This is a genomic window from Mucilaginibacter sp. (assembly GCF_964263795.1).
In the GTDB taxonomy this organism is placed as follows: Bacteria; Bacteroidota; Bacteroidia; order Sphingobacteriales; family Sphingobacteriaceae; genus Mucilaginibacter.
Window position 1 is genome coordinate 27,905 of sequence record NZ_CAXVWK010000019.1, and the last position, 22,457, is coordinate 50,361.

General features: G+C 43.8%; 17 protein-coding genes and 1 riboswitch. Of the genes, 5 read left to right on the top strand and 12 right to left on the bottom strand.

Annotation, left to right across the window (positions count from 1 at the left end):
• Window positions 1–145: 145 nt before the first annotated feature.
• Together ACE5CV_RS03340 and ACE5CV_RS03345 are read left to right on the top strand one after the other, a co-directional pair.
• On the top strand, window positions 146–1,687 hold the full coding sequence (locus ACE5CV_RS03340; protein WP_374948739.1) for an aldehyde dehydrogenase family protein: 1,542 nt from the start codon (window positions 146–148) through the stop codon (window positions 1,685–1,687).
• A 128-nt stretch (window positions 1,688–1,815) separates the two neighbouring features.
• Window positions 1,816–3,462 carry a S8 family serine peptidase gene (locus tag ACE5CV_RS03345; RefSeq protein ID WP_374948740.1) on the top strand — a complete coding sequence of 549 codons (1,647 nt, stop codon included), beginning with the start codon at window positions 1,816–1,818 and terminating at the stop codon, window positions 3,460–3,462.
• A gap of 272 nt (window positions 3,463–3,734) precedes the next feature.
• Here ACE5CV_RS03345 and metF read toward each other — a convergent pair whose 3' ends face one another.
• From metF to murQ, 6 genes are all read right to left on the bottom strand, one after another.
• Complete coding sequence (gene metF / locus ACE5CV_RS03350) at window positions 3,735–4,691, bottom strand: methylenetetrahydrofolate reductase [NAD(P)H] (RefSeq protein ID WP_374948741.1); 957 nt, start codon at window positions 4,689–4,691, stop codon at window positions 3,735–3,737.
• A gap of 40 nt (window positions 4,692–4,731) precedes the next feature.
• On the bottom strand, window positions 4,732–5,085 hold the full coding sequence (locus tag ACE5CV_RS03355) for a four helix bundle protein (protein WP_374948742.1): 354 nt from the start codon (window positions 5,083–5,085) through the stop codon (window positions 4,732–4,734).
• 42 nt (window positions 5,086–5,127) lie between these two features.
• On the bottom strand, window positions 5,128–8,820 hold the full coding sequence (gene metH / locus ACE5CV_RS03360; RefSeq protein ID WP_374948841.1) for a methionine synthase: 3,693 nt from the start codon (window positions 8,818–8,820) through the stop codon (window positions 5,128–5,130).
• 140 nt (window positions 8,821–8,960) lie between these two features.
• Window positions 8,961–9,072, bottom strand: a riboswitch (SAM riboswitch).
• A 117-nt stretch (window positions 9,073–9,189) separates the two neighbouring features.
• Window positions 9,190–9,927: a Bax inhibitor-1/YccA family protein gene (locus ACE5CV_RS03365; protein ID WP_374948743.1), complete on the bottom strand. Its 738-nt coding sequence runs from the start codon at window positions 9,925–9,927 to the stop codon at window positions 9,190–9,192.
• A 92-nt stretch (window positions 9,928–10,019) separates the two neighbouring features.
• Window positions 10,020–10,586 (bottom strand): hypothetical protein, encoded by a 567-nt coding sequence (locus ACE5CV_RS03370; protein ID WP_374948744.1) that lies wholly within the window; start codon window positions 10,584–10,586, stop codon window positions 10,020–10,022.
• A 44-nt stretch (window positions 10,587–10,630) separates the two neighbouring features.
• Window positions 10,631–11,440, bottom strand: a complete 810-nt coding sequence (gene murQ / locus ACE5CV_RS03375) for an N-acetylmuramic acid 6-phosphate etherase (RefSeq protein ID WP_374948745.1) — start codon at window positions 11,438–11,440, stop codon at window positions 10,631–10,633.
• Between the two features lie 110 nt (window positions 11,441–11,550).
• Here murQ and ACE5CV_RS03380 point away from each other — a divergent pair, with 110 nt between their 5' ends.
• A complete protein-coding gene (locus tag ACE5CV_RS03380) occupies window positions 11,551–13,140 on the top strand; it encodes a S41 family peptidase (protein ID WP_374948746.1) in 1,590 nt (529 codons plus the stop codon).
• Window positions 13,141–13,299: 159 nt separating this feature from the next.
• Here the strand turns inward: ACE5CV_RS03380 and ACE5CV_RS03385 are convergent, their stop codons facing one another.
• Window positions 13,300–15,021 (bottom strand): glycoside hydrolase family 3 protein, encoded by a 1,722-nt coding sequence (locus ACE5CV_RS03385; RefSeq protein WP_374948747.1) that lies wholly within the window; start codon window positions 15,019–15,021, stop codon window positions 13,300–13,302.
• A 127-nt stretch (window positions 15,022–15,148) separates the two neighbouring features.
• Here ACE5CV_RS03385 and ACE5CV_RS03390 point away from each other — a divergent pair, with 127 nt between their 5' ends.
• Together ACE5CV_RS03390 and ACE5CV_RS03395 are read left to right on the top strand one after the other, a co-directional pair.
• Window positions 15,149–15,841 carry a porin family protein gene (locus ACE5CV_RS03390; RefSeq protein ID WP_374948748.1) on the top strand — a complete coding sequence of 231 codons (693 nt, stop codon included), beginning with the start codon at window positions 15,149–15,151 and terminating at the stop codon, window positions 15,839–15,841.
• Window positions 15,842–15,967: 126 nt separating this feature from the next.
• The gene (locus ACE5CV_RS03395; RefSeq protein WP_374948749.1) at window positions 15,968–16,855 is read left to right on the top strand and encodes a glycosyltransferase; all 888 of its coding nucleotides are present in this window, start codon (window positions 15,968–15,970) and stop codon (window positions 16,853–16,855) included.
• Window positions 16,856–16,874: 19 nt separating this feature from the next.
• On the opposite strand, the gene ACE5CV_RS03400 is transcribed toward ACE5CV_RS03395, so the two are convergent.
• The 5 genes from ACE5CV_RS03400 to ACE5CV_RS03420 form a co-directional block, all read right to left on the bottom strand.
• Window positions 16,875–17,786: a glycosyltransferase gene (locus tag ACE5CV_RS03400; protein ID WP_374948750.1), complete on the bottom strand. Its 912-nt coding sequence runs from the start codon at window positions 17,784–17,786 to the stop codon at window positions 16,875–16,877.
• 11 nt (window positions 17,787–17,797) lie between these two features.
• Entirely contained in the window at window positions 17,798–18,607 is an 810-nt protein-coding gene (locus ACE5CV_RS03405) for a DUF5672 family protein (RefSeq protein ID WP_374948751.1), read from the bottom strand.
• A 17-nt stretch (window positions 18,608–18,624) separates the two neighbouring features.
• A complete protein-coding gene (locus ACE5CV_RS03410; protein WP_374948752.1) occupies window positions 18,625–20,463 on the bottom strand; it encodes an ABC transporter ATP-binding protein in 1,839 nt (612 codons plus the stop codon).
• A gap of 90 nt (window positions 20,464–20,553) precedes the next feature.
• On the bottom strand, window positions 20,554–21,498 hold the full coding sequence (locus ACE5CV_RS03415; protein ID WP_374948753.1) for a hypothetical protein: 945 nt from the start codon (window positions 21,496–21,498) through the stop codon (window positions 20,554–20,556).
• Window positions 21,499–21,544: 46 nt separating this feature from the next.
• Window positions 21,545–22,321 (bottom strand): glycosyltransferase family 4 protein, encoded by a 777-nt coding sequence (locus ACE5CV_RS03420; RefSeq protein ID WP_374948754.1) that lies wholly within the window; start codon window positions 22,319–22,321, stop codon window positions 21,545–21,547.
• Between the last annotated feature and the right edge of the window lie 136 nt (window positions 22,322–22,457).

Consider the following 22,457-nt stretch of genomic DNA (forward strand, 5'->3'; position numbering starts at 1 on the left):
AAGGCAATTAAGTTTTCAACATACAAACATTATCAACAAACGTTAATACAAATGCCTGATAATAAATGAAAAGCAATTTAACCGGCAGCAGGTGAGTTGATTTTATTTGCCCTAAAGATTTTTACCTTTGGCAAAAGTAACTATTATGAGCTTAGCAATTAAAGATATTCTTTATCATTTACATATTGACGACACTAATGAGGCGTTTAGTACCGGCAGCCAATGGGGCAGCAGCAATGGTGCCGATGTAAAAGAAATTGTATCGCCGGTAGATGGTAACAGAATAGCTACCGTAAAAATTGCCACCGGTGCCGACTACAACAATGTGGTTGAAACCGCCCAAAAAGCGTTCAAAACATGGCGCACCATCCCGGCACCAAAACGAGGTGAGATTGTAAGACAAATAGGCGAATCGCTGCGCCAAAATAAACAACAACTGGGTACGCTGGTATCTTACGAGATGGGCAAAAGCCTGCAGGAAGGCTACGGCGAGGTTCAGGAAATGATTGATATTTGCGATTTTGCCGTTGGCTTAAGTCGCCAGCTATATGGGCTAACCATGCACAGCGAGCGGCCCGAACATCGCATGTATGAGCAGTACCACCCGCTGGGTATAGTAGGCATCATATCTGCCTTTAATTTTCCGGTTGCGGTTTGGAGCTGGAATGCCATGCTGGCCTGGGTTTGCGGCGACGTTTGCATCTGGAAACCATCTGAAAAAACACCTTTAACAGCCATTGCATGTCAGCACATTGCGCAGGAAGTTTTTAAGCGAAACCATATCGACGAGGGCGTAAGCTGCCTGGTTATTGGCGACCGTAACATTGGCGAACTGATGGCTAATGATACCCGCGTACCTTTAGTATCGGCCACCGGCTCTACGCGTATGGGTAAAGCGGTGAGTGCTGCTGTGGGCGCCCGCTTAGGTAAAATCTTATTAGAACTGGGCGGCAATAATGCTATCATCATTACAGAACATGCCGACCTGGATATGTCGTTAATTGGCGCTGTGTTTGGCGCTGTAGGCACCGCCGGCCAGCGTTGTACCAGCACCCGCAGGCTCATCATTCACGAAAGTGTTTATGAAGCCTTTAAACAAAAACTGATAAACGCTTACCGGCAAATAAAAATTGGCAACCCGCTGGATGAAACTAATCACATGGGGCCACTGATAGATACGGATGCGGTAGATGCCTATCTGGAATCCATTGAAAAGGTAAAAGCGCAGGGAGGCACATTTGTAGTTACCGGCGGCAAACTGGATAGCGAAGGTTATACCTCCGGCTGCTACGTAAAGCCCTGTATTGCCGAAGTGAAGAACCATTATGAAATAGTACAGCATGAAACCTTTGCGCCTATTCTTTATCTTATCAGGTATACCACTATTGAAGAAGCGATAGAATTACAGAATGGCGTACCACAGGGCTTATCATCCGCCATCATGACGCAAAACCTGCGCGAAGCAGAAACATTTTTATCGTACGCGGGTTCTGATTGTGGCATTGCCAACGTTAATATCGGCACATCGGGTGCAGAAATCGGCGGGGCTTTTGGCGGCGAAAAAGAAACAGGCGGCGGACGCGAGAGCGGATCAGATGCGTGGAAAGTATATATGAGGCGCCAAACCAATACTATAAACTATTCTAAAACGTTGCCTTTAGCACAAGGCATTAAATTTGACCTTTAAAATAACCATTTTATTGCTGCATACTTAACAAAGGGCCCGACAATCAAATTCGGTTGAAATCTTAAAGATTTAGGCTGTTGATGGAATAGCGGCAATGAACGAATGCCTATAAACACGAATATCAAAATATGTATAAAATCTGCAGAACTATCACGGGCGTATTACTAAGCAGCGCCCTACTGATAAGCTTCGATTCAAACGCGCAAACAGGACCAAAACCTACTGACCTTCCCAAAAACTGGCACACGATGGACTTGAAGACCGATGGTTACTTCGGTGTAAGCCTGAATCAGGCTTACCTGTTTGTTAAGGGCAAAAAAAGTAAACAGGTTGTTGTAGCTACCATTGATAGCGGGATAGACACCGCACAGAATGATCTTAAACCTATTTTGTGGACCAACAGTAAGGAAATACCTGGCAATGGCATTGACGATGACAAAAACGGATATATAGACGATGTGCACGGTTGGGACTTTTTAGGTGGCCCCGGCGGCAAGTGCGATTTTACCGAAACCACCGAAGAAGTACGCGAGTTTAACCGCTTAAAAAGCAGATACGTTAATGCAACCGCACCAATTAACGGTAATAAAAAAGAATTTGACTACTGGTTAAAGGTTAAAGAAACACATGACGCAACCGTAACCAAATCAACCGGCGAAATTCAACAGTTACAGCCGGTGATGAACGCGCTGATGGTGACCAGCGGTTATATTAAAAAGGCGCTTAAATTACCTGCCGAGGGTTCTTTTAAAGCCGGCGACCTAAGCCGCATTAAAACCACTAATGATACTACCAACCGGAGTGTATATGTTTGGCAGTCGGTCTTTCAGCAGGAAGGCGGCGGTGATACCGATAATGCAAAGATCATTAAAGATCTGAGCGAGTACCTTGCCAAGTTAAATAACGATGTTACGCCAGACCTGGATGCCCGTAAACGTATTGTTGGCGACGACCCTAATGTAAATGATGGTAAACCTTATGGAAACAACCTGCTTAAGTTTGCCGATGCATCACACGGTACAGGCGTAGCCGGCTTGATTGGCGCGGTTCGCGATAATAAATACGGCATCAACGGCATTGCCGATAATGTAAGGTTGCTGGGAATTAAAGCGGTACCAAACGGCGATGAGTATGATAAAGATATTGCCAACGCCATCCATTATGCGGTAGATAACGGGGCTAAAGTGATCAACATGAGCTTTGGTAAAAAATTATCGCCACACAAAGCCTGGGTCGACGAGGCTTTTAAATACGCAGCCTTGAAAGATGTATTACTGGTACAGGCATCAGGCAATGATAATCAGGATGTAGATATAAAACCCGAGTTCCCTAATGATATGTTTGAGGACGGATCGGTAACGGATGCAAATAACGTTATCAGCGTGGGCGCATCTGCTGATAAAAAGGACGAAAACCTGGCGGGCTCTTTTAGCAATTACGGTAAAAAGAATGTAGATGTATTTGCACCCGGCGTTAAGGTAACTTCTATTGATATGGATGCCGAGTATAACACTGCCGACGGTACAAGCTTTGCATCGCCCATAACAGCAGGTATTGCAGCTTTGGTGTTGGAGTATTATCCTACCCTGAGCGCTAAACAATTAAAACAGGTTATCCTGGAATCGGCAACGCCTTTAACCGGCACTATGGTTTTAAAACCGGGCAGCAAAACCGAAAAGGTCGACTTTACCACGCTCTCTAAATCAGGTGGTGTAGTTAACGCTTATAGGGCTTTAGTTGCTGCCAGCAAATTAAAAGGCGAAAGGAAAAATTAAAGAAAATTATAATGAAAAGGGCCGGCCGCATATTGTGACCGGCCTTTTTTTGTTTATTAAGCTGTCATTTCATGAGTGACAGCACCGCCGTTGTCATCCCGAGGGAAGCGCAGCGACGAGGGATCCTGATAGCATTACAAAGAAGTCGCGCAAAGTCAAAGTTTGTTGACTATCAAGATTTCTCACTATCGTTCGAAATGACAGTAGGCCGTTGTCTTTTATTCACTCCCTATCAGGATTCTGAGTTTGGTTCGAAATGACGGTTATATCTATTAAAATATCGCCTCGGCTATCTTTTTGGTTGGGCCGGCGTTGCTCATCGTGTAAAAATGCAATACCGGTGCGCCAAACTTGATCAGTTCTTTACATTGATTAATCGTCCACTCAATTCCAACGTCTTTAACCTCTTTTTCGGTTTTGCAGCCGTGCACCGCATCGCACAGGTCCTCCGGCATATCAATGTGGAAGGTTTTCGATAAGCCTACCAATTGTTTGCTGTTAGCCAGGGGCTTTAACCCCGGTATAATAGGCACGTTAATACCATTAGCTCGGCAATTGTTTACAAAATCGAAATACTTTTGATTGTCGAAAAACATCTGCGTGACAATGAAACCGGCGCCCATGTCTACCTTTTTTTTCAGGTATTTAAAATCGGTTTTCATATTTGGCGCCTCAAAATGCTTTTCCGGGTACCCTGCTATGCCGATGCAAAAGTTAGTCTTCAGATTTTCTTCGCTGGTTTCATGCAGGTAAATGCCGTTATTCATATTCACCACTTGCTGTAGCAGGTCGGTAGCATAGTTATGTCCGTTAGGCGTCGGCACGAATGAGGCATCGCCCCGGCGCGCATCACCCCGCAATACCAAAACATTCTCTATCCCCAGAAACTGCAGGTCGAATAAACCGTTCTCCGTCTCGTCTTTAGTAAAACCGCCACACAGTAAATGCGGTACAGTATCAACATGATATTTATTCATGATGGCCGCGCAAATGGCAATAGTCCCCGGCCTTTTACGGTAGCTCAGTTTTTCCAGCAATCCGTTATCATGCTCTTTATAAATGTAATCCTCACGCAGCGATGTAACATCTATAAAAGGCGGTTTAAACTCCATCAGCGGATCTATCGCGTCATATATCCCCTGGATGCTCTGCCCCTTTAAAGGCGGGATCAGCTCAAAAGAAAAAAGCGTTTTGCCGTTGGCGTTTGCAATATGTTCGGTTATTTTCATTTTAGTATCAAGTATGTAGTATCAAGTATCAAGACTTGAATTATAGTTTTAGACTTTTTTGAAGGCCATAAATCATCTTTTGTATTTCGGTAATTAACTGCGTAATCTGAGCAAGCTGATCAGCGCTTAAAAAATCGAATTCTTTGGCAATAATACTTTGTGTTTCCAACTCAAATGCCGAACCTAAAGATATATTCAAAAATTGATGGAGCTCTTTGTTAGATTTTCTTCCGCATCCCTCAGCAATATTTGAAGGGATAGAGACAGCTGCACGTGTCATTTGAGATGTTAAACCGTAGCGTTCTTCAGCAGGAAAATTCCGTGTTAATTGATAAGTTAATTTGGTCACTTCAATGCCTGCTTTCCATACTTTCAACTCTTTAAAATTATGCATCTTTTGTCTTGATACTTGATACTAACTACCAGATGCTACGAATCAATAATTCATATTCGGCCCCAGCCATCTTTCTACAGTGTCAAGGCTCATATTTTTACGGATGGCATAATCCTCCACCTGGTCTTTGCTGATCTTGTTCAGGCCGAAGTAGCGGGCATCCGGGTGGGCGAAATAAAAGCCGCTTACCGAAGCGGCAGGCATCATTGCCAGGCTTTCGGTTAAATGCATATGGGCGTTATCTTCTGCCTTCAATATTTCAAATAAGGTTGTCTTTTCGGTATGATCCGGACAGGCAGGGTAACCCGGCGCCGGGCGGATACCTTGGTACTCTTCTTTAATCAGTTCGTCGGTGCTTAATTCCTCACCTGTCGAGTAACCCCAGTAATCTTTGCGCACCAGTTCGTGCATCTTTTCGGCAAAAGCTTCTGCCAGGCGATCTGCCAGGGCCTTGGCCATGATGCTGTTATAATCATCATGATCGGCTTCAAACTCGGCAACCAGTTCATCGCAGCCAATACCGGTTGTAACGGCAAAACCACCCCAGTAATCGGCCACTCCGCTATCTTTAGGCGCTATGAAATCCGACAGGGCATAATAAGGTTCGCCCTTTACCTTTTCCGACTGCTGCCTTAAGGTATGGATGCGGGTAAGGAGATGCTGGCGGGTATCATCAGTATAAACTTCAATATCATCGCCAACAGCGTTTGCCGGCCAGAAACCGATAACGCCGTTTGCACGCAGCAATTTGTTATCTATAATACGTTTTAAAAGTACCTGCGCATCGTCGTAAAGCTTTTTAGCCTCAGTACCAACGTATTTATCATTAAATATCTTAGGGTAACTGCCGCGCAGTTCCCAAGTATGAAAAAATGGCGTCCAGTCGATATAAGGCACCAGGTCTTCCAGCGGGTAGCCGTCAAATACTTTTGTTCCTGTAAAAGTTGGCTTAACCGGCACTTTTTCCAGGTCGATCACACATTTTTGTACGCGGGCTTCTTCAATACTTACAAAACGTTTGTCGCTTTTTTTGTTGGCGTGTGCCTCGCGGGCTTTGGCATATTCATCTTTAATGCCCTGGATGTAGGTATCACGGGTATCACGGTTCATTAAACTGCTGCAAACGGTAACGCTGCGCGATGCATCCAGCACGTGGATAGCCGCACCTGAATAGTTAGGCGCAACCTTTACTGCCGCATGGATTCGCGAGGTAGTAGCGCCGCCAATAATCAGAGGAATAGTAAATTCCTGGCGCTCCATCTCTTTGGCAAAATGCACCATCTCGTCCAGCGACGGAGTGATCAAACCACTCAGGCCAATGATATCTACATCGTGCTTTTTAGCTTCTTCAATAATGCGCTGCGCCGGTACCATGACCCCAAGATCAATCACCTCAAAGTTATTACAGGCCAGCACCACGCCCACAATATTTTTACCTATATCGTGCACATCACCTTTAACGGTGGCCATAAGTATTTTACCTGCGTTAGCGCGACTGCCGCTGCTATCTTCGCCCGCGTCTATAACTCGTTGTTTTTCCAGTTCAATGAACGGCAACAAGTAAGCTACAGCCTTTTTCATTACACGGGCCGATTTTACCACCTGTGGCAAGAACATCTTACCTGCACCAAACAGATCGCCCACCACGTTCATTCCGTCCATCAGCGGGCCTTCTATTACCTCTAATGGCTTTGCAAACTTTTTACGGGCCTCTTCTACATCATCATCCAGGTATTCGATAATACCTTTTACCAGCGCGTGCGATAAACGCTGCTCAACCTGGTTCTTACGCCACTCCTCATCTCTAACGATCTCTTTACCTTTACTTTTAATGGTATCGGCAAATTCAACCAAACGCTCGGTGGCATCATCACGACGGTTCAGCAAAACATCTTCTACCAATTCCAGCAGGTTCTTAGGTATTTCTTCATACACCTCCAACATCCCGGCGTTCACGATACCCATGTCCAGCCCGGCCTTAATGGCATGGTACAAAAATGCCGAATGCATGGCCTCGCGCACAGTATTGTTTCCCCTGAAAGAGAACGAAATATTGCTCACCCCGCCGCTCACCTTAGCGTGGGGCAGGTTTTGTTTTATCCACCGGGTAGCCTCAATAAAGTCTACCGCGTAATTGTTATGTTCTTCCAATCCGGTTGCAACGGTAAGGATGTTAGGGTCAAAGATGATATCCTGCGGCGGGAAGCCCACCTTATCTACCAGGATGCGATAGCTGCGCTCGCAGATCTCTTTACGGCGCTCCAGTGAATCGGCCTGGCCGGTTTCGTCAAAAGCCATTACAACTGCGGCAGCGCCATAGCTCAGAATCTTTTCCGCATATTCAATAAACTTCTCTTCGCCTTCTTTCAGCGATATAGAGTTTACAATACCCTTCCCCTGAAGGCATTTTAAGCCGGCCTCAATTACTGTCCATTTACTGGAGTCGATCATGATGGGCAGTTTGGCAATATCAGGCTCGCTGGCAACCAGGTTAAGAAATTTGACCATCACCGCTTCCGAGTCGATCATTCCCTCATCCATGTTGATGTCTATCACCTGGGCGCCACCTTCTACTTGTTGCAGGGCAACGGCAAGTGCGGCCTCATAATCTTCGGCAAGGATGAGTTTGGAAAACTTTGGCGACCCGGTAATATTGGTACGCTCCCCAATATTCACAAAATTGGTCTCGGGTGTTAAGGTAACAGCCTCTAAACCGCTTAAGCGCAGGTAAGGCTCAACTTGTGGTATTAAACGCGGTTTATATTTCGCGGCCTTTTCGGCAATGCATTTAATGTGATCCGGCGTGGTGCCGCAACAACCGCCTACTATGTTCACCAGCCCGGCTTTAATAAAATCATCTACCTGGTGAGCAGTTTCGTGCGGTGTTTCGTCATAGGCGCCAAATTCATTTGGCAGGCCGGCGTTTGGATATGCGGAAATAAATACGTCCGCTTTTTCTGAAAGCTCTTCCAGGTGGGGGCGCATTTCCTTTGCGCCTAATGCACAGTTAAGGCCAACTGATAATAAGTTGGCATGACGGATGGAGTTCCAGAACGCCTCTACGGTTTGCCCGGAAAGCGTACGGCCCGAAGCATCGGTTATGGTACCCGAGATCATAATGGGCAGGCGGATGCCCGATTCGTTGGCATACCTGTTCACTGCAAATAAAGCAGCTTTAGCGTTAAGCGTATCAAAAATGGTCTCGATCAGCAGCACGTCCGATCCACCATCTACCAATCCTCTCACCTGGGTGTAGTACGCTTCGGCAAGGTCATCAAAGGTTACGGCCCGGTAGCCAGGGTCATTAACATCTGGTGACAGAGATGCCGTACGGTTTGTAGGCCCAACAGCGCCGGCGACAAAGCGCGGCTTATCCGGATTTTTTTGCGTGTATGCTGTAGCTACTTCCTTAGCCAGGCGTGCACCTTCATAACTTAGCTCGTAAGCCAGTTCTTCCAGGTGATAATCCGCCAGGGAGATGACCTGTGTGCTAAAAGTATTTGTTTCGATAATATCAGCACCGGCGTCCAGGTACTCGGCATGAATGGCCTTTATCACATCCGGCCGGGTAATATTAAGCAGATCGTTATTACCTTTAAGGTCAGACACATGGGTACGAAAGCGCTCGCCACGAAAATCATCTTCAGTAAGTTCGTAACGTTGTATCATGGTACCCATTGCACCATCAATAACCAAAATGCGTTTCTGTAATTCTTGTTTAATATCCATTTTTATCTGTTGCCTGTTTTCGGTGGCGTGTGTCGGGTAATGTTCAGCTACAACTTATTCACTGTAAAAAGACAGATCACAGAAACCTGGCAACACGCAACAAAAAAATAAGCTTATCTCGAAAAGTCGGGTATTTAATTGACTTTCACTTATCTGTCTCGGGCTATTCTTTTAACCCGGGTAGAATGTAGCACCTTGTTAAGTAACAGGTTGCTAAGACATCGCAGGGTCTAATCCCTCCGTCTTTCTCCATAAGCGTTACAAAGATGATTAATAATGTTGTAAAGTACAAATATTCACAATGTTCCAATTTGGAATATTGTGACACAAAAAAAGCCGCTCTTTTCAGGCGGCTTTCAGTTAAGTATTTTACACTTATCTTCTGTTGCCGCCAAAAACACGTAGCAGCATCAGGAAAAGATTTATAAAATCAAGATACAGGGTCAATGCGCCCATTATAGCCATTTTTGATGCAGTAGCATCGCCATATTCTAAACCTGCGCCAATGCGTTTAAGCTTTTGTACATCATAAGCGGTTAAACCTACAAATACTGCAACGCCAACATAGCTAATGATCAAATCGAGGCCGCTGCTATGTAAGATCAATACATTTAAAATAGTAGCGATGATGATACCCACCAGCAACATGATCATGATTGACCCAAACTTTGTAAGGTCCTGATGTGTGATATAACCACCGACAGCCATTACCCCAAACACTACCGATGTGGTAATAAATACGCTGGATATTGTACCTACTGAGTAGGCGTAAAACATATAGCTTAAGCTAATGCCCATTAAGGTAGAGAAAGCTAAGAACATCAGCACAATACCTATAAAAGGCAGCTTTGCAAAGCCGGCCCTGAAAGCAAATACAAATATCAGCGGGGAAAACATTACCACAGTACCCATCAAATTGTTCTTGCCGGTTTCCGGGTCGCGCAATAATGACGACAGTTCGGGGTTAAAGGCAAATATATAAGAGCATACGGCCGAAAGACCTAATGCAACAAACATCCACATGAATACATTGGCTATGAATTTACGGGATGCCTCGGCGTTTTCTACGTAGCTTACGTTTTCGTAAACGTAATCGTGAGTTTTAGTTTCCATTTATTTAATTCAGAATTATTATGATACGAATATAGTAAAAACGTTGTAAGCAAATAAAAAGTTGAACTGCTGTAAAAGCTTACAATTTGATGTTAGTTTAAACGTTTTTGCAGCTGCTCCTCCACTTTCTTAAATACCTGCAGGGGCTTCAAGGTGCGCCAGTTCAGTTCATCCAGCTGGCCGCCAAAGTTGATGTAATAGTCGATGTTGCTTTTTTTGAACTCGCGGATCACGTGCTCCTGGAAATTGACACCCGCTATCCATCCGTCTTCCACTTCCTGGAACCACTCTTCGTAATAACTATCGTCAGAAAAGTGGAAGTTCAATACATTCTCACCAATTAATACAAATTTGTTGACCCCCTGGTCTATCATCAGCTCGAAAAGTTCACGCTTCATCAGCATGATATCGTTGTTGATGGCATCGTTCCATTCGCCTATAAATTCGATGATGCTGTACCCGCGGTCGTAATCCACAAAAAGTATCTTCAGGTAAAGCGTTTGCGAGCCGAACGAATCCCACTGCGGGTGCAGCAGGTAGTTATAGATCTGTTTATCGTACTCAAACTCGTTATACTGCGTAGCGTAAAACGGCGAATACTCGTCCTCCGCCGCTATATAATCGTCGCGCCATTTATAATATGGTTCTATTTCATGCATTGTTTCAAATTCAAAAGTCAAAAGCTAAAATTCAAAACCGAACCTTACTTTTTTAAATGAGCTTCAACTGCTTTCCTAACGCTGCCGTGCTCTTTTAAAAGCTTTGCGGCGGCAGCTTCGTTCAAGCCTGTTTCGGCCATTACCATATGGGTACCGCGGTCAACCAGTTTATTGTTGCTTAACTGCATATCCACCATTTTGTTACCCTTTACCCGCCCCAGCCTTATCATCACTGCTGTACTCAGCATATTTAAAACCAGCTTTTGGGCCGTTCCTGCTTTCATACGGGTGCTCCCGGTAACAAATTCAGGGCCGGTTAGTACCTCTACCGGGTATTGCGCTTCGGCAGCAATAGGGCTGCCACTATTACAAACTATACAGCCGGTAGCAATATTGTGGTCATTAGCTTTTTTTAACCCGCCAATAACGTAAGGCGTTGTGCCGGATGCGGCTATACCCACAACCACATCATTTTCGCTAACCTTAAATTCCAACAAGTCTTTCCACGCCTGTTGGGTATCATCTTCGGCAAATTCCACAGCTTTACGGATAGCGGTATCGCCGCCTGCTATTATACCCACCACCCGATCAAACGGGACACCGAATGTTGGCGGGCACTCTGATGCATCAACCACGCCTAAACGGCCGCTTGTACCGGCGCCTATATAAAACAGGCGGCCACCAATGCGCATCTTTTCGCTCACAATAGTTACCAGGTCTTCAATTTGTTCCAAAGCCTGTTCAACCGCCATCGGTACGGTTTTATCTTCGTTATTTATATTCCGCAGCAACTCCGCTATCGGCATCTTTTCCAGGCCGGTATAGTTGGAATCTTTTTCGGTTGTTCTGTCCATTTATTGAAATAATTTTTAACAAAATTGAGTAAAAAATAGCAAAGCAACTAACGCGATATAAATTATAGGTAATACACGCTATTGTTTAAATTTGCACGGCACACCTATCAATGAAACGAACTGCGGGTATCATTTTCCGGACACTACTGCTCATCCTTATCGGCATAACTATTGGCTTACTGATCAGTGATGATAACTTTACCTCACACCCGCTTGGCTTTAATATTTCTGGCAAAAGCGATAAGCTATCTAAAGTACTGTACCTGGTTACCAATAAGTACGTTGATTCGATAAACACGGATAGTATTGAAGGGGTAACCGTGAACGATATGCTTCAAAACCTTGATCCGCATTCTGTTTACTTACCTGCACAACAAGCGCGTAATATTAACGAACGGCTTGAAGGGGGCTTTAACGGCATAGGGCTGGAGTACCAGATACTACGCGATACTTTATACATCACCCAGATTTACCCTAACGGCCCTGCTGCAAAGGCCGGCCTTGAAACGGGCGACCGGGTGATCACGGTAGACGGGCAGCCGTTTTCTGGCACTAAACTCACTATTCCCCGCATCAGTAAAAGTTTCCGCGGTGAAAAGGACACCCGGGTAGTTTTAGGCATCTCGAAAAACTACAGCGCTGTAAAAAATTACACTATCAAACGCGGGCGGGTAGATCTAAGCAGTTTAGACGCCGCTTATATGGCTACCGCCAACATCGGTTATGTAAAGATCAGCAAGTTTGCATCAAAAACAGATGCCGACTTTAAAGCAGCCCTTAAAGGTTTGAAAATAGATGGTATGGACAAGCTGGTGCTTGATTTACGGGGCAACGGCGGCGGTTACCTTAATACTGCTACTGCTATGGCCGATGAATTTTTACCCAAAGGCAAGCTTATTGTTTACACACTTGGCGTGCATGAGCCAAGAACCGACTATTTTGCAACCGACTCCGGCCTGTATGAAAAAGGTAAGCTAACAGTTATTATTGACGAGTTTTCGGCATCGGCCAGCGAGATCCTGGCGGGCGCCCTGCAGGACCTGGACAGGGCAACTATTGTAGGCAGGCGATCATTTGGTAAGGGGCTGGTACAGCAGCAGTTTCCGTTTGGAGACGGTACAGCAGTTAACCTGACGGTAGCACGATACTATACGCCATCTGGCAGGTCTATCCAAAAATCATATAAAAATGGGGTGGCCAGCTACCGTAACGAATTAGCCGAAAGGGTGCGCCGCGGCGAATTATTGACCGAACGCAGCGCTTTAGGCGACAGCGCTTTCGTAGGCAGTTCGATTTTCCACACAGCTAACGGGCGCAAGGTGTTTAGCTTTGGAGGCATTATGCCCGATGTTTTTGTACCCGCCGATACTACTCTGAATACACGCGTAATTGGCAACCTGAACGAACGGCAGCAGTTTACGGCCTATGTGATTGACAAGCTGCAACCGCAGTTAAAAAAATTCAAAACGGCTTACGAATTTATAACGCTGTACAACATCAGCGATAATACCTTTGGCGATTTTATTACTTATGCCTCCAGGAAAACAGGGCCAATGGATATGCAGGACCTGCATACATCACGCAATACCATCAAGGCTCTTTTAAAGGCCAATGCTGCCCGCTTTAGATGGGGCAACAACGCTTACTACCATGTACTAAACGAAAGCGATAACACCTTTAAAACTGCAATAAAGCAGTAACCTGCACACGGATTATTGGCAAATATCACCATAGTTTGTTAGACCCCAAACGGGCAAAAACGTGTTAACCCAAGTATTTTACAAAATACTGACTATCAGGTATTTAAGTCTTTTTATTGCGAAAAAGTGTAAACCTTTGTTAACCTTTGTGCTGTTTGTTTATAAGCTCACGCTCATCCCGGTTGTAAAGAAAGTATTGATGCTTACCGGCAATTTACCTATCGGTTTTTGCTGTCCGGAAATTACCTTAACTGCCGAGCGCTGGAGGGCATCGTCCTTTTGGTAGCAGGCCAGCAGGGCACCGCTTCTTTCAATACCGGGAAGGCCGGCTATAGCGTAAGGGTTGGCAAACACACTGATTACGGAGTTAGGTTTGGCGGCCAGGTCGGCAACCAGCATCTTAACATCGCTGCTGTAATCGAGCTTACTGGCAGGGCGCAGGCGGGTATCGTGTATGCTCACGTAAATCTGGTCGTACTGTTTCAATGCGTCAAGCATGTTCTTAAGCTCCGGCACAGGGGTGTTTTTGCCGACAATAAATAACTGGCTGTTAGGGTACCACTTAAACAGTTCGCGCTGAAACGTGGTTTGCCCGGTTACCCCAATGCTGATGATGGCGGTACGCTTCATAGGGTCTTGCCTTAACACGCGGCTATCCCCTTTTACAAGTGTGACGGCAGCATCACTTAACTGCTGCACCAAGTCGGCAGCGGCAGGGCGATTAAGGTCAGCAATCAGGTTATCTGTCGATATATCCTGAAAGTTATTTAAACCGGCCCAGTATTTAGCCGCAAGCATTTTTTTAACCTTAGCCTCAAATTCTTCTTTGCTGATCTTACCCTGGCGCACCGCTTTGCGGATCAGTTTTTCGGCGTTCTTTGAATTCTCAGAAAGTTCTATCAGATCGTTGCCCGCTAAAAACGCACGCAGGTCGGCCTCACCGTTAGGAAAATACTTGGTTACCCCTTTCATTTCCATGGCGTCAGATGCAACCAATCCCTTAAAACGCAGGGAGTCTTTAAGAATGTCGGTTACGATGGGCCTTGACAAAGTAGAGGGCAGGTTTTTAGTGGTATCCAACGCCGGGATGTTCATGTGGGCGATCATCACACCGCCTATACCGGCATTGATAGCTTCGCGGAACGGGTATTCTTCCAGCGAATCTAAACGCTCACGGGTAAACGACAATTGCGGCAGGTCGAAATGAGAATCGACATTGGTATCACCATGGCCGGGGAAGTGTTTGGCTATAGTGATGAGGCCGCCGCTTTCCATGCCTGTAAAGTAAGCGATGCCCTTTTTAGCAACGTTATACTTATTGTCGCCGAAGGAGCGGTAATTGATAACAGGGTTGTTTGGGTTGTTATTCACATCAAACACCGGCCCGAAGTTGATATTAACGCCCAGCCGTTTAAAATCATAAGCCACCATTTGGCCCATTTTGTAAATCAGGGTATTATCCTGGATAGCTCCAAGGGTCATTTGATATGGGTAAGATACTGTCGAGTCCAGCCGCATACCTAAACCCCACTCACCATCCTGCGCTACCAGTAAAGGCACACGCGAAAGCTTTTGATAGGCATTGGTCAACACGGCTTGCCTTACAGGCCCTCCCTGAAAAAACACCACACCGCCAACATGCTCATCTTTAATCACCTTACCAACCGAATCTTCATACGCCTTACCCCTGTTGGTATGTGCGCGGATAAAAAACAGCTGGGCGATGCGCTGCCTGCGGTTAAGTTTATTATAAACAGAATCGACCCATTTGTTGGGTTCGTTAAGTGCTTTAATCAGACTTGTTTTTTGAGCGAAGGCACTTTCTGTCAGCAAACTAATCGTAAATATGATGACACAGGTAAAGAATTTTTTCGGCTGCATAATGGTTCAAATGTAGCTTAAATCTATTTTCCGGAGATATTGTTTTTGCACGATCATCAATTTATGCAATGGTTCAAATAAACCTTCGTGCATGAAAACACTCTATCAGTGTATAAATTTAAACACAATGAAGAAAATTCTCTTTTTTGCTATAGCCCTGCTGGTTGCAGGTGAAGTAAGCGCACAGCGCGTATATGATGGCCCCCGTCGCGGCCCGCGCCGGGTTATGAGGCGCAATCCACAGCCCCAGCAGGTGCGCCGGTCTTACGACGATTTTTATCAGCCTAAAGTGGGTATAGCCGGTGGCTTTAACTTTTCAAATACAGTTGATGCTTATAATTCCAGCTTTAGCACCAGCGGCATTACCGGTGCGCATGTAGGTTTAACATTCGAGGTACCATTGGTGTACCCGCTGTCATTCGCACCCGAGGTATTGTTTTCGCAAAAAGGTTATAAGGCCGAAACGGTTGATGGTACCTTCAGGCAAAAAACCAATTACATCGACATTCCTTTACTCGCAAAATTCAGGGTAGCACGGGGCTTTAACTTTGTGGTAGGCCCGCAGCTAACGTTCCTTACTTCAACCCGTAACACATTCGACAACGGCTTTAATACCGTTTATCAGGACCATTACAACAACGCCGGCGACCGCAGTTATGTATCAGGTGTGGTAGGTGTAGGTGTCGACTTGAACCGTAATGTGGAACTACGTGCCCGTTACGCACTGGACCTGAGCCAAAACAATGGCGATTTTAATTCCAGCCTCCCCGATTTCAGGAACCAGGTGTTTCAATTGGGTATTGGATTTAAGTTTCAATAATATTTTAAGCCGATACATTTAATATTGCCAAAAAGCTGGAGCCGTGCTCCAGCTTTTTGCGTTTTAAAGTAGCGCAGTTTTATTGTTACTTTAGGCGTTTATCGTACCCCAAGCTGCATACGGTTTATGATATCTTTAATTGTTTGTTCTATACAACCTGACTTGCTGCAACAGTTAACTGAAAATGTAGCAGCCACAGTTGGTGTGCCTTATGAGATCATCGCCACAGATAACCGTAATACCGGCAAAGGCATTAGCCAGGTATACAACGAAGCGTTGGTAAAAGCGCAATACGAAATTCTATGTTTTGTACATGAGGACATTATCATTCAAACTCAAAATTGGGGCCGGGTACTGGTCAATCTGTTTAAGGACACCAGCCTTGGCCTTGTTGGGGTAGCAGGCAGCAGTTACCGGCCATTAACGCCATCTGCATGGGTAGGTATAGGACCTGCTACGGTTTTCAATAATATTATTCAAGGATATCAATATACGGTTAGCCCCGACACCCTTATCTATGCAAACCCCAAAAACCAAAAGTTGGTAAATGTGGTTTGTGTTGATGGCGTTTGGCTAAGTACTACTAAAAAAGTTGCCTCAGAGATACTATTTGATCAGGAAACTTTTAAGGGGTTCCATTTTTACGATATAGATTTCTCCATGTCGGTAGTGCAAAAATATAAAGTTGCGGTAACCTTTGAGATCTTGATCAAACACTTGTCTGAAGGCAGATATGATAGCGAATGGTTAAAAAACAGCATTAAATTTTCAGAGAAATGGCAGGCGAGGCTTCCGTTGGCTATTGGTAACTTCAGTAAGAGTGAATTGATCAGAGGCGAAAAAATGACCTTCAAACACTTCATTAATCAGTTGCTACAGTTTGGCTTTCCTATAGCTGAAGCCTATAAAGCGCTTTGGCGGGGGAAGAGATTTTACACCGTTTATCGCGGACTGTTTTTCAAACTTAATTATTACATATTGATAAAGTATGCCTTCAGGTCGGGGAAATATTAGAGCGAAATAATCTGTTACTTTACAGTTTTTTTGAATATCTGATCGCGAAATTCGCCTTCGAAAAAAAGGAGCGCTTTTTAAGGCGGGGAAATAATGACTGGTAATGTTTGCAGATAAGAATAATCAGACTAGGGTTTGCCGACGTAGTGATTTTCTTTTCGAGTGCTTTTCTTAAATGGATGATGAGTTGTTTGTCTGCAGTTGCAAGCGGTCTGTAGTTTGCAAAATGGCTTAACATAATTAATGTATTGTTAAAGTCTACCTGCTTAAATATTTGCGCATTTTTACGGATAAGAGTTTGGGTGACAGATCGTTCATGTATACGGTATTGTGTAAGTTCCCGGTCTAAGTAAGTTAGTTTATGATGATAAAGCCCAACAAACCCCATCCACCAATCGTAATAACCAATTTGAGGAAAAGGCAAAATGTGAGGCAACAACAACCTAGACATTAAACAAGTATGGCCAGTAACATAATTTTCCAGTAAAATACTTTTAAAATCCCAATTACCGAACCGGAAATCGTTTAGTAATTTGCCACCAGTCAAGTTACCATCATCCAGTACCCGTACTGAATTTGAAAATATAAGCCAATTGTCACCAATGGCATTCATCAGCTGGTTTATTTTTTCTGACTCCCAAATATCGTCCTGGTCGCTTATAGCAATAAAATCACCGGTGACCAATCCAAGTGCTTTCTCGAAATTTTTGTTGTAACCTAAGTTTTCTGTATTGACAAAATACTTTATCCGCTCGTCTGCCATTGCGAATTTTTGTATTATCGCCAGCGAATCGTCAGAAGAGCAGTCGTCTACAATAACAAGCTCAATATTATTATATGTTTGATCAAGAATGCTTTGAATTTGCTCATTTAAATGGCGGGCACCGTTGTATGTACATAAGGCAACTGATACCAGGATTTGCTGCTGCATAGCGTTTCTATTTAAATATCGTAGCCGTAATTTTTAAAAACCGGCCGCCAGTAATTCAAATATTTGGGCCATGCATGGCAACCGAAAGGCAGAACTCCCCTATTAATTCGCAAGGCGCGGTCAGGGTGAAACTCGAAAGCAAACGCAACGCCAACCTTATAATCAGGAATATTTAAGTGCTGCTTTCTTCGGTTTACCGCTATACTCCAGAAAGCGTCCTCGTTAAAGCGGTCGATGTTTTTACTAATATAAGACGTTGCCTCTGCCCGCAGTGTTGTACTTAACTCATAAAATTTTTTAACCCTCCGTAAAGAGAATCCTCCGTTGCCCACTTTGTCATAAAACTGATCCATAGTAGGCACCCCCTGTTTCTTAAAATTAAATTGGGTATGCAAATAATATTTGAGTTTGTAAAAGTTATCCTTTACCGGTGAATAATCTTTGCGCTTTAGCCAAGGTGCACCTATGTAATCATAATTAAGGCTGCACCAGTAATTCAACTCATCTTTAAAAACAAAGGCATCCAGTTGATAAATGAGTATGAATTCGTAATCTAGAAAAGCCCTATAAAAATCGGCCGATAGCATCAGCGAGTTGTAACCTTTTATCCCGTCGAAGTACCTGTCATCAAAACCAATTACAGCACTAAGTAAATTTTGAGCGAGCGCCGCGGGCAAATTAAGGCTATGCGGCTTAATCACTATTATCGGATGGTGCCTTAAAACACTTAAACATTGCTTTAATGCAATCGCCTCGAAATCCGAGATGGCATGGCGGTAAAACGGAATAACTACAGCCGCTTTGTGGTTCCCTTTGATCATCACTTTGGCGTATTAGCTCAATTTTCGTTAAACGCCTGCATATCTATCAGCTTGCGGTATAAACCGTTTTGGGCCAACAGCTCCTGATGGTTCCCCTGCTCTGCCACCTTGCCATTTTCAATTACTACAATCAGATCAGCATTTTGGATAGTACTTAAACGATGGGCAATAATCAGCGAGGTGCGGTTTTTCATCAGGTTGTTCAATGCATCCTGAACCAGTTTCTCCGACTCGGTATCAAGGGCAGATGTCGCCTCATCTAATAACATTATTGGCGGGTTGCTTAAAACTGCCCTTGCAATACAAATACGCTGGCGCTGCCCGCCGGATAACTTTGCCCCGCGATCGCCAACGTTTGTTGCATAACCTTTATCGGCTTCTAAAATAAATTTGTGGGCATTGGCAATACGTGCCGCTGCTTCTACCTCGGCAGAAGTAGCATTAGGCTTACCGAAAGCAATGTTGTTATAAATAGTATCATTGAATAAAACTGATTCTTGGTTAACTATACCCATAAGTGCCCGTATGGAGTGGGCGGTTACATGCCTGATATCATTACCATCAATAGTTATGCGGCCCTGCTGCGGGTCCATAAACCGGGGGATCAAATCCATCAGGGTTGATTTACCACCGCCTGAAGGCCCTACTAATGCTACTGATTTGCCTTTTGGTATGGAAATATTAACATTTTGCAAAACAGGCTTTTCCTGGTAGGCAAAAGTTACATTCTCAAAACGGATAGTATCATTAAATCCATTCAGAGAAATGGCATCGTACGCATCTTTGATCAACGGTTTTTCGTCTATTAAAGCCAGTACCCGTTCGCCGGCTGCAATACCAGAGTGAATATTACTAAACGAATCGGTAATTGCTTTTGCCGGGCGCATCAGTTGGGAAAAAAGGGCGATGTAAGCGACAAAATCACCTGGTGTTAAAGCTGATGTATTGTTAAAGATCATGTAGCCGCCATACAACAAAATAACGGCAACCATAATGATTGATAATGTTTCGGATACTGGTGATGCCAACTGCTGCCGGCGGGCAATGCTTCTGGTAATGCGGGAATATCTATTGTTCTCTTCATTGAACCGATTTTTTGTAAACTCGGTTGCATTAAAAGCCTTCACTATTCTTATACCAGACAGCGCTTCGTCCAAGTAGCTGATCATCGTACCGTATGATTCTTGCCCGGCTATAGCCTGTGACTTTAACCGCTTAACAATTTTAGATATTATGAACCCAGAAATTGGTATAACCAGTAAAGATATAAGGGTTAGCTTTATTGAGAAAGCAAACAACGCTATCAAGTAAACAATCAGCTGAAAAGGCTCTTTAAAAACAACCTGAAGCGTACTCGTTACAGAGAATTGTACAACCTGCACATCAGATGCTACCTTAGTCAGTATATCTCCCTTTCGCTCATTATTAAAGTAGCCCAAGTGCATATTCATTACATTATTAAATACGGCCTTGCGAAGTTTTAGCAAGGTATGCACCCGTAGGTTTTCCATAACCCGTTGCGATAAGTACCTAAAAAAATTGCCTATTATAACAGATACAACTATAACTGCGCAAACGAATTTAAGGGCGGTCCACCTGTCGTAATATTTCAAAAAGTAATTTAAGTAATATCTAAACCAGCCTGTGATATCCAATAAAGTACCGGGTTTTTTTAAATCAACTACGCTCGCTGCTGTGCCGGCCGGGTCGATGTGAAAAAGTGTTTGCAACAAAGGGCCTATTAGCACGATTACACTCGTACTGAACACCACGTAGAGTACAGTATAGATGATATAAGGAATGGCGAATTTCTCTATTGGTTTAGCAAAAGATAACAGCCTGAAATAAGTTTTCATTTATTATATTGAAGTACAAAGTTAGCTTAATAAATAAGTTATAAACGTGCCGCACAACTATATGGTATCGTTTAATCCTGCCAACTATATTTATTGAACGCTATCGAGCTCCTGCACTAACGATTCAAAATGGTCCTGGAACATAAAATCATAACCAAACTCACCCTCAGGCACAACATTGATCACATCTGTACATACTTCTAATATCCGCTTAACCTTCAACGCTTCGGCAACCGAATAAGGGAAAGATTGGTTGCCGATAAAAAACTTACAGCCTGCTATAATTTCCGCCATTTGCAAAAAGTTGGTTACCTGCATCCATTGCAAATGCGGAATAGCTTTTTGCATATCTGCAAACTCCTGCTTTACACCTATAAATACTATTTTGTTGTAACGCGTCAAAAAGGAATAGTCGATCATTTTATTACGGTAACGCTCGCTGCGAGCAATAATGATATGGTCACCATAAGTTTCATCGGGCGTTACAGTTAACCAGTTTTGATAAAGTTTAGGGTTTATGCCTGTAGTGTAACCGCACCAGCGGGCAATGTTCCCTCTGTCTTGTGGTATCAGGCCGGAGCGGAAAAGATCAAGGTCGACATCTACCTGTACATCATTGTTCACGCTGCAATAATTAATATAAGGCTGTGCCTGTATCAACGGTATAATCATTTGCACCATTTTATCATTAAGCATTACGCTTCCTAATGGGTGTACCATATATGGGGATATCGTTAATGGCCTGTTCAATTTCAGATACAGGTTTAAAGGTGCTGAGGTGATCTCCCAAATACGCTTTAAAGTGGCTAACGCATAAATAATGTCACCTGCACTACCACTATGATTAAAATCAATCGACTGGTTGACAGAGGCAAACTCCTTAAACTTTTGCGCGCCGATTATTGGTGAATTGCTTTTTAACGACGCCTCAAACCGGCTGTATTTGGCATTTACCAGTTGTTGTTTGTATAGATTATAGCCGTGCTTATCGGTATATTTTAAATAAAGCCTGCTAAGTATATTTTTTTTGATCATACCCTTGTACACTAATTGCCAAATTCACTAAAACGCTGCACAACAATTAAGTGAGGCAGCTTTGATAAAGCTGCAAATACTGTTGTGCAGTTTGATCCCAGCTATATTGTGCAGCATGGTTCATAACCATTGCCTCCCGGTTATTTTCTCTAAAGTCGGCTAAGCCTTCTCGTAGCACCCGTTGCATAGCTGCGCTGTCGAAGTTATCAAAGTAGTAGGCCGCATCGCCTGCAATTTCAGGCAAAGAAGTACAGGTTGAGCAAAATACGGGCTTACCAAAATGCATAGCTTCTATAATCGGAAGGCCAAATCCTTCAGCCAGCGACGGAAAAACAAAGGCTTCGCAATTTTTATAGTACCAGGCCTTGTCGTCGTCACTGATTGTCCCGGTTATTTTTACCCGATTTTCACACCCGTATTTATGTGCTTGCTTTATAATCAACGCTTCATAGGATGTTTTGATTCCTGATATAATTAGCTCGTAATTGTTACCGGCAAGCAGGGAGGGTAACACTTCAAAGTTTTTTTTTGCCGACAAGATACCAATTGTAAACAAAAAGGACGACTTTGGTAAATATGTTGGCTGGTGTCCTGTCGGTACCGTCAGTTTGTCGGCACCGTTGTATATTACACTTAGTTTGCCGGCTGCCGACGGAAAACGAGCAACAATATCTCTAGCGGCAAAATGAGAAATTGTCACCAGCTTATCACAAGTCTTAATCGATTTTTCAAGCCTCTTCAAATATTTATTTACCTGTTTTGTACTTATATCTTCGTGCAGTTGATTAATATCATGTATGGTCATGATTTTTTTTCCGATCACCTTTTGTGGGTATAACCTCGGCATCTGATCAGTAAAATGGAATAAATTAATTTTATTAAAGTTGATGTAAAAAAGTTTATGGTATTTTTTTAAATAGTCTTTTTTAACATCGTCCTCGTTAAATTCAGTCGTATTT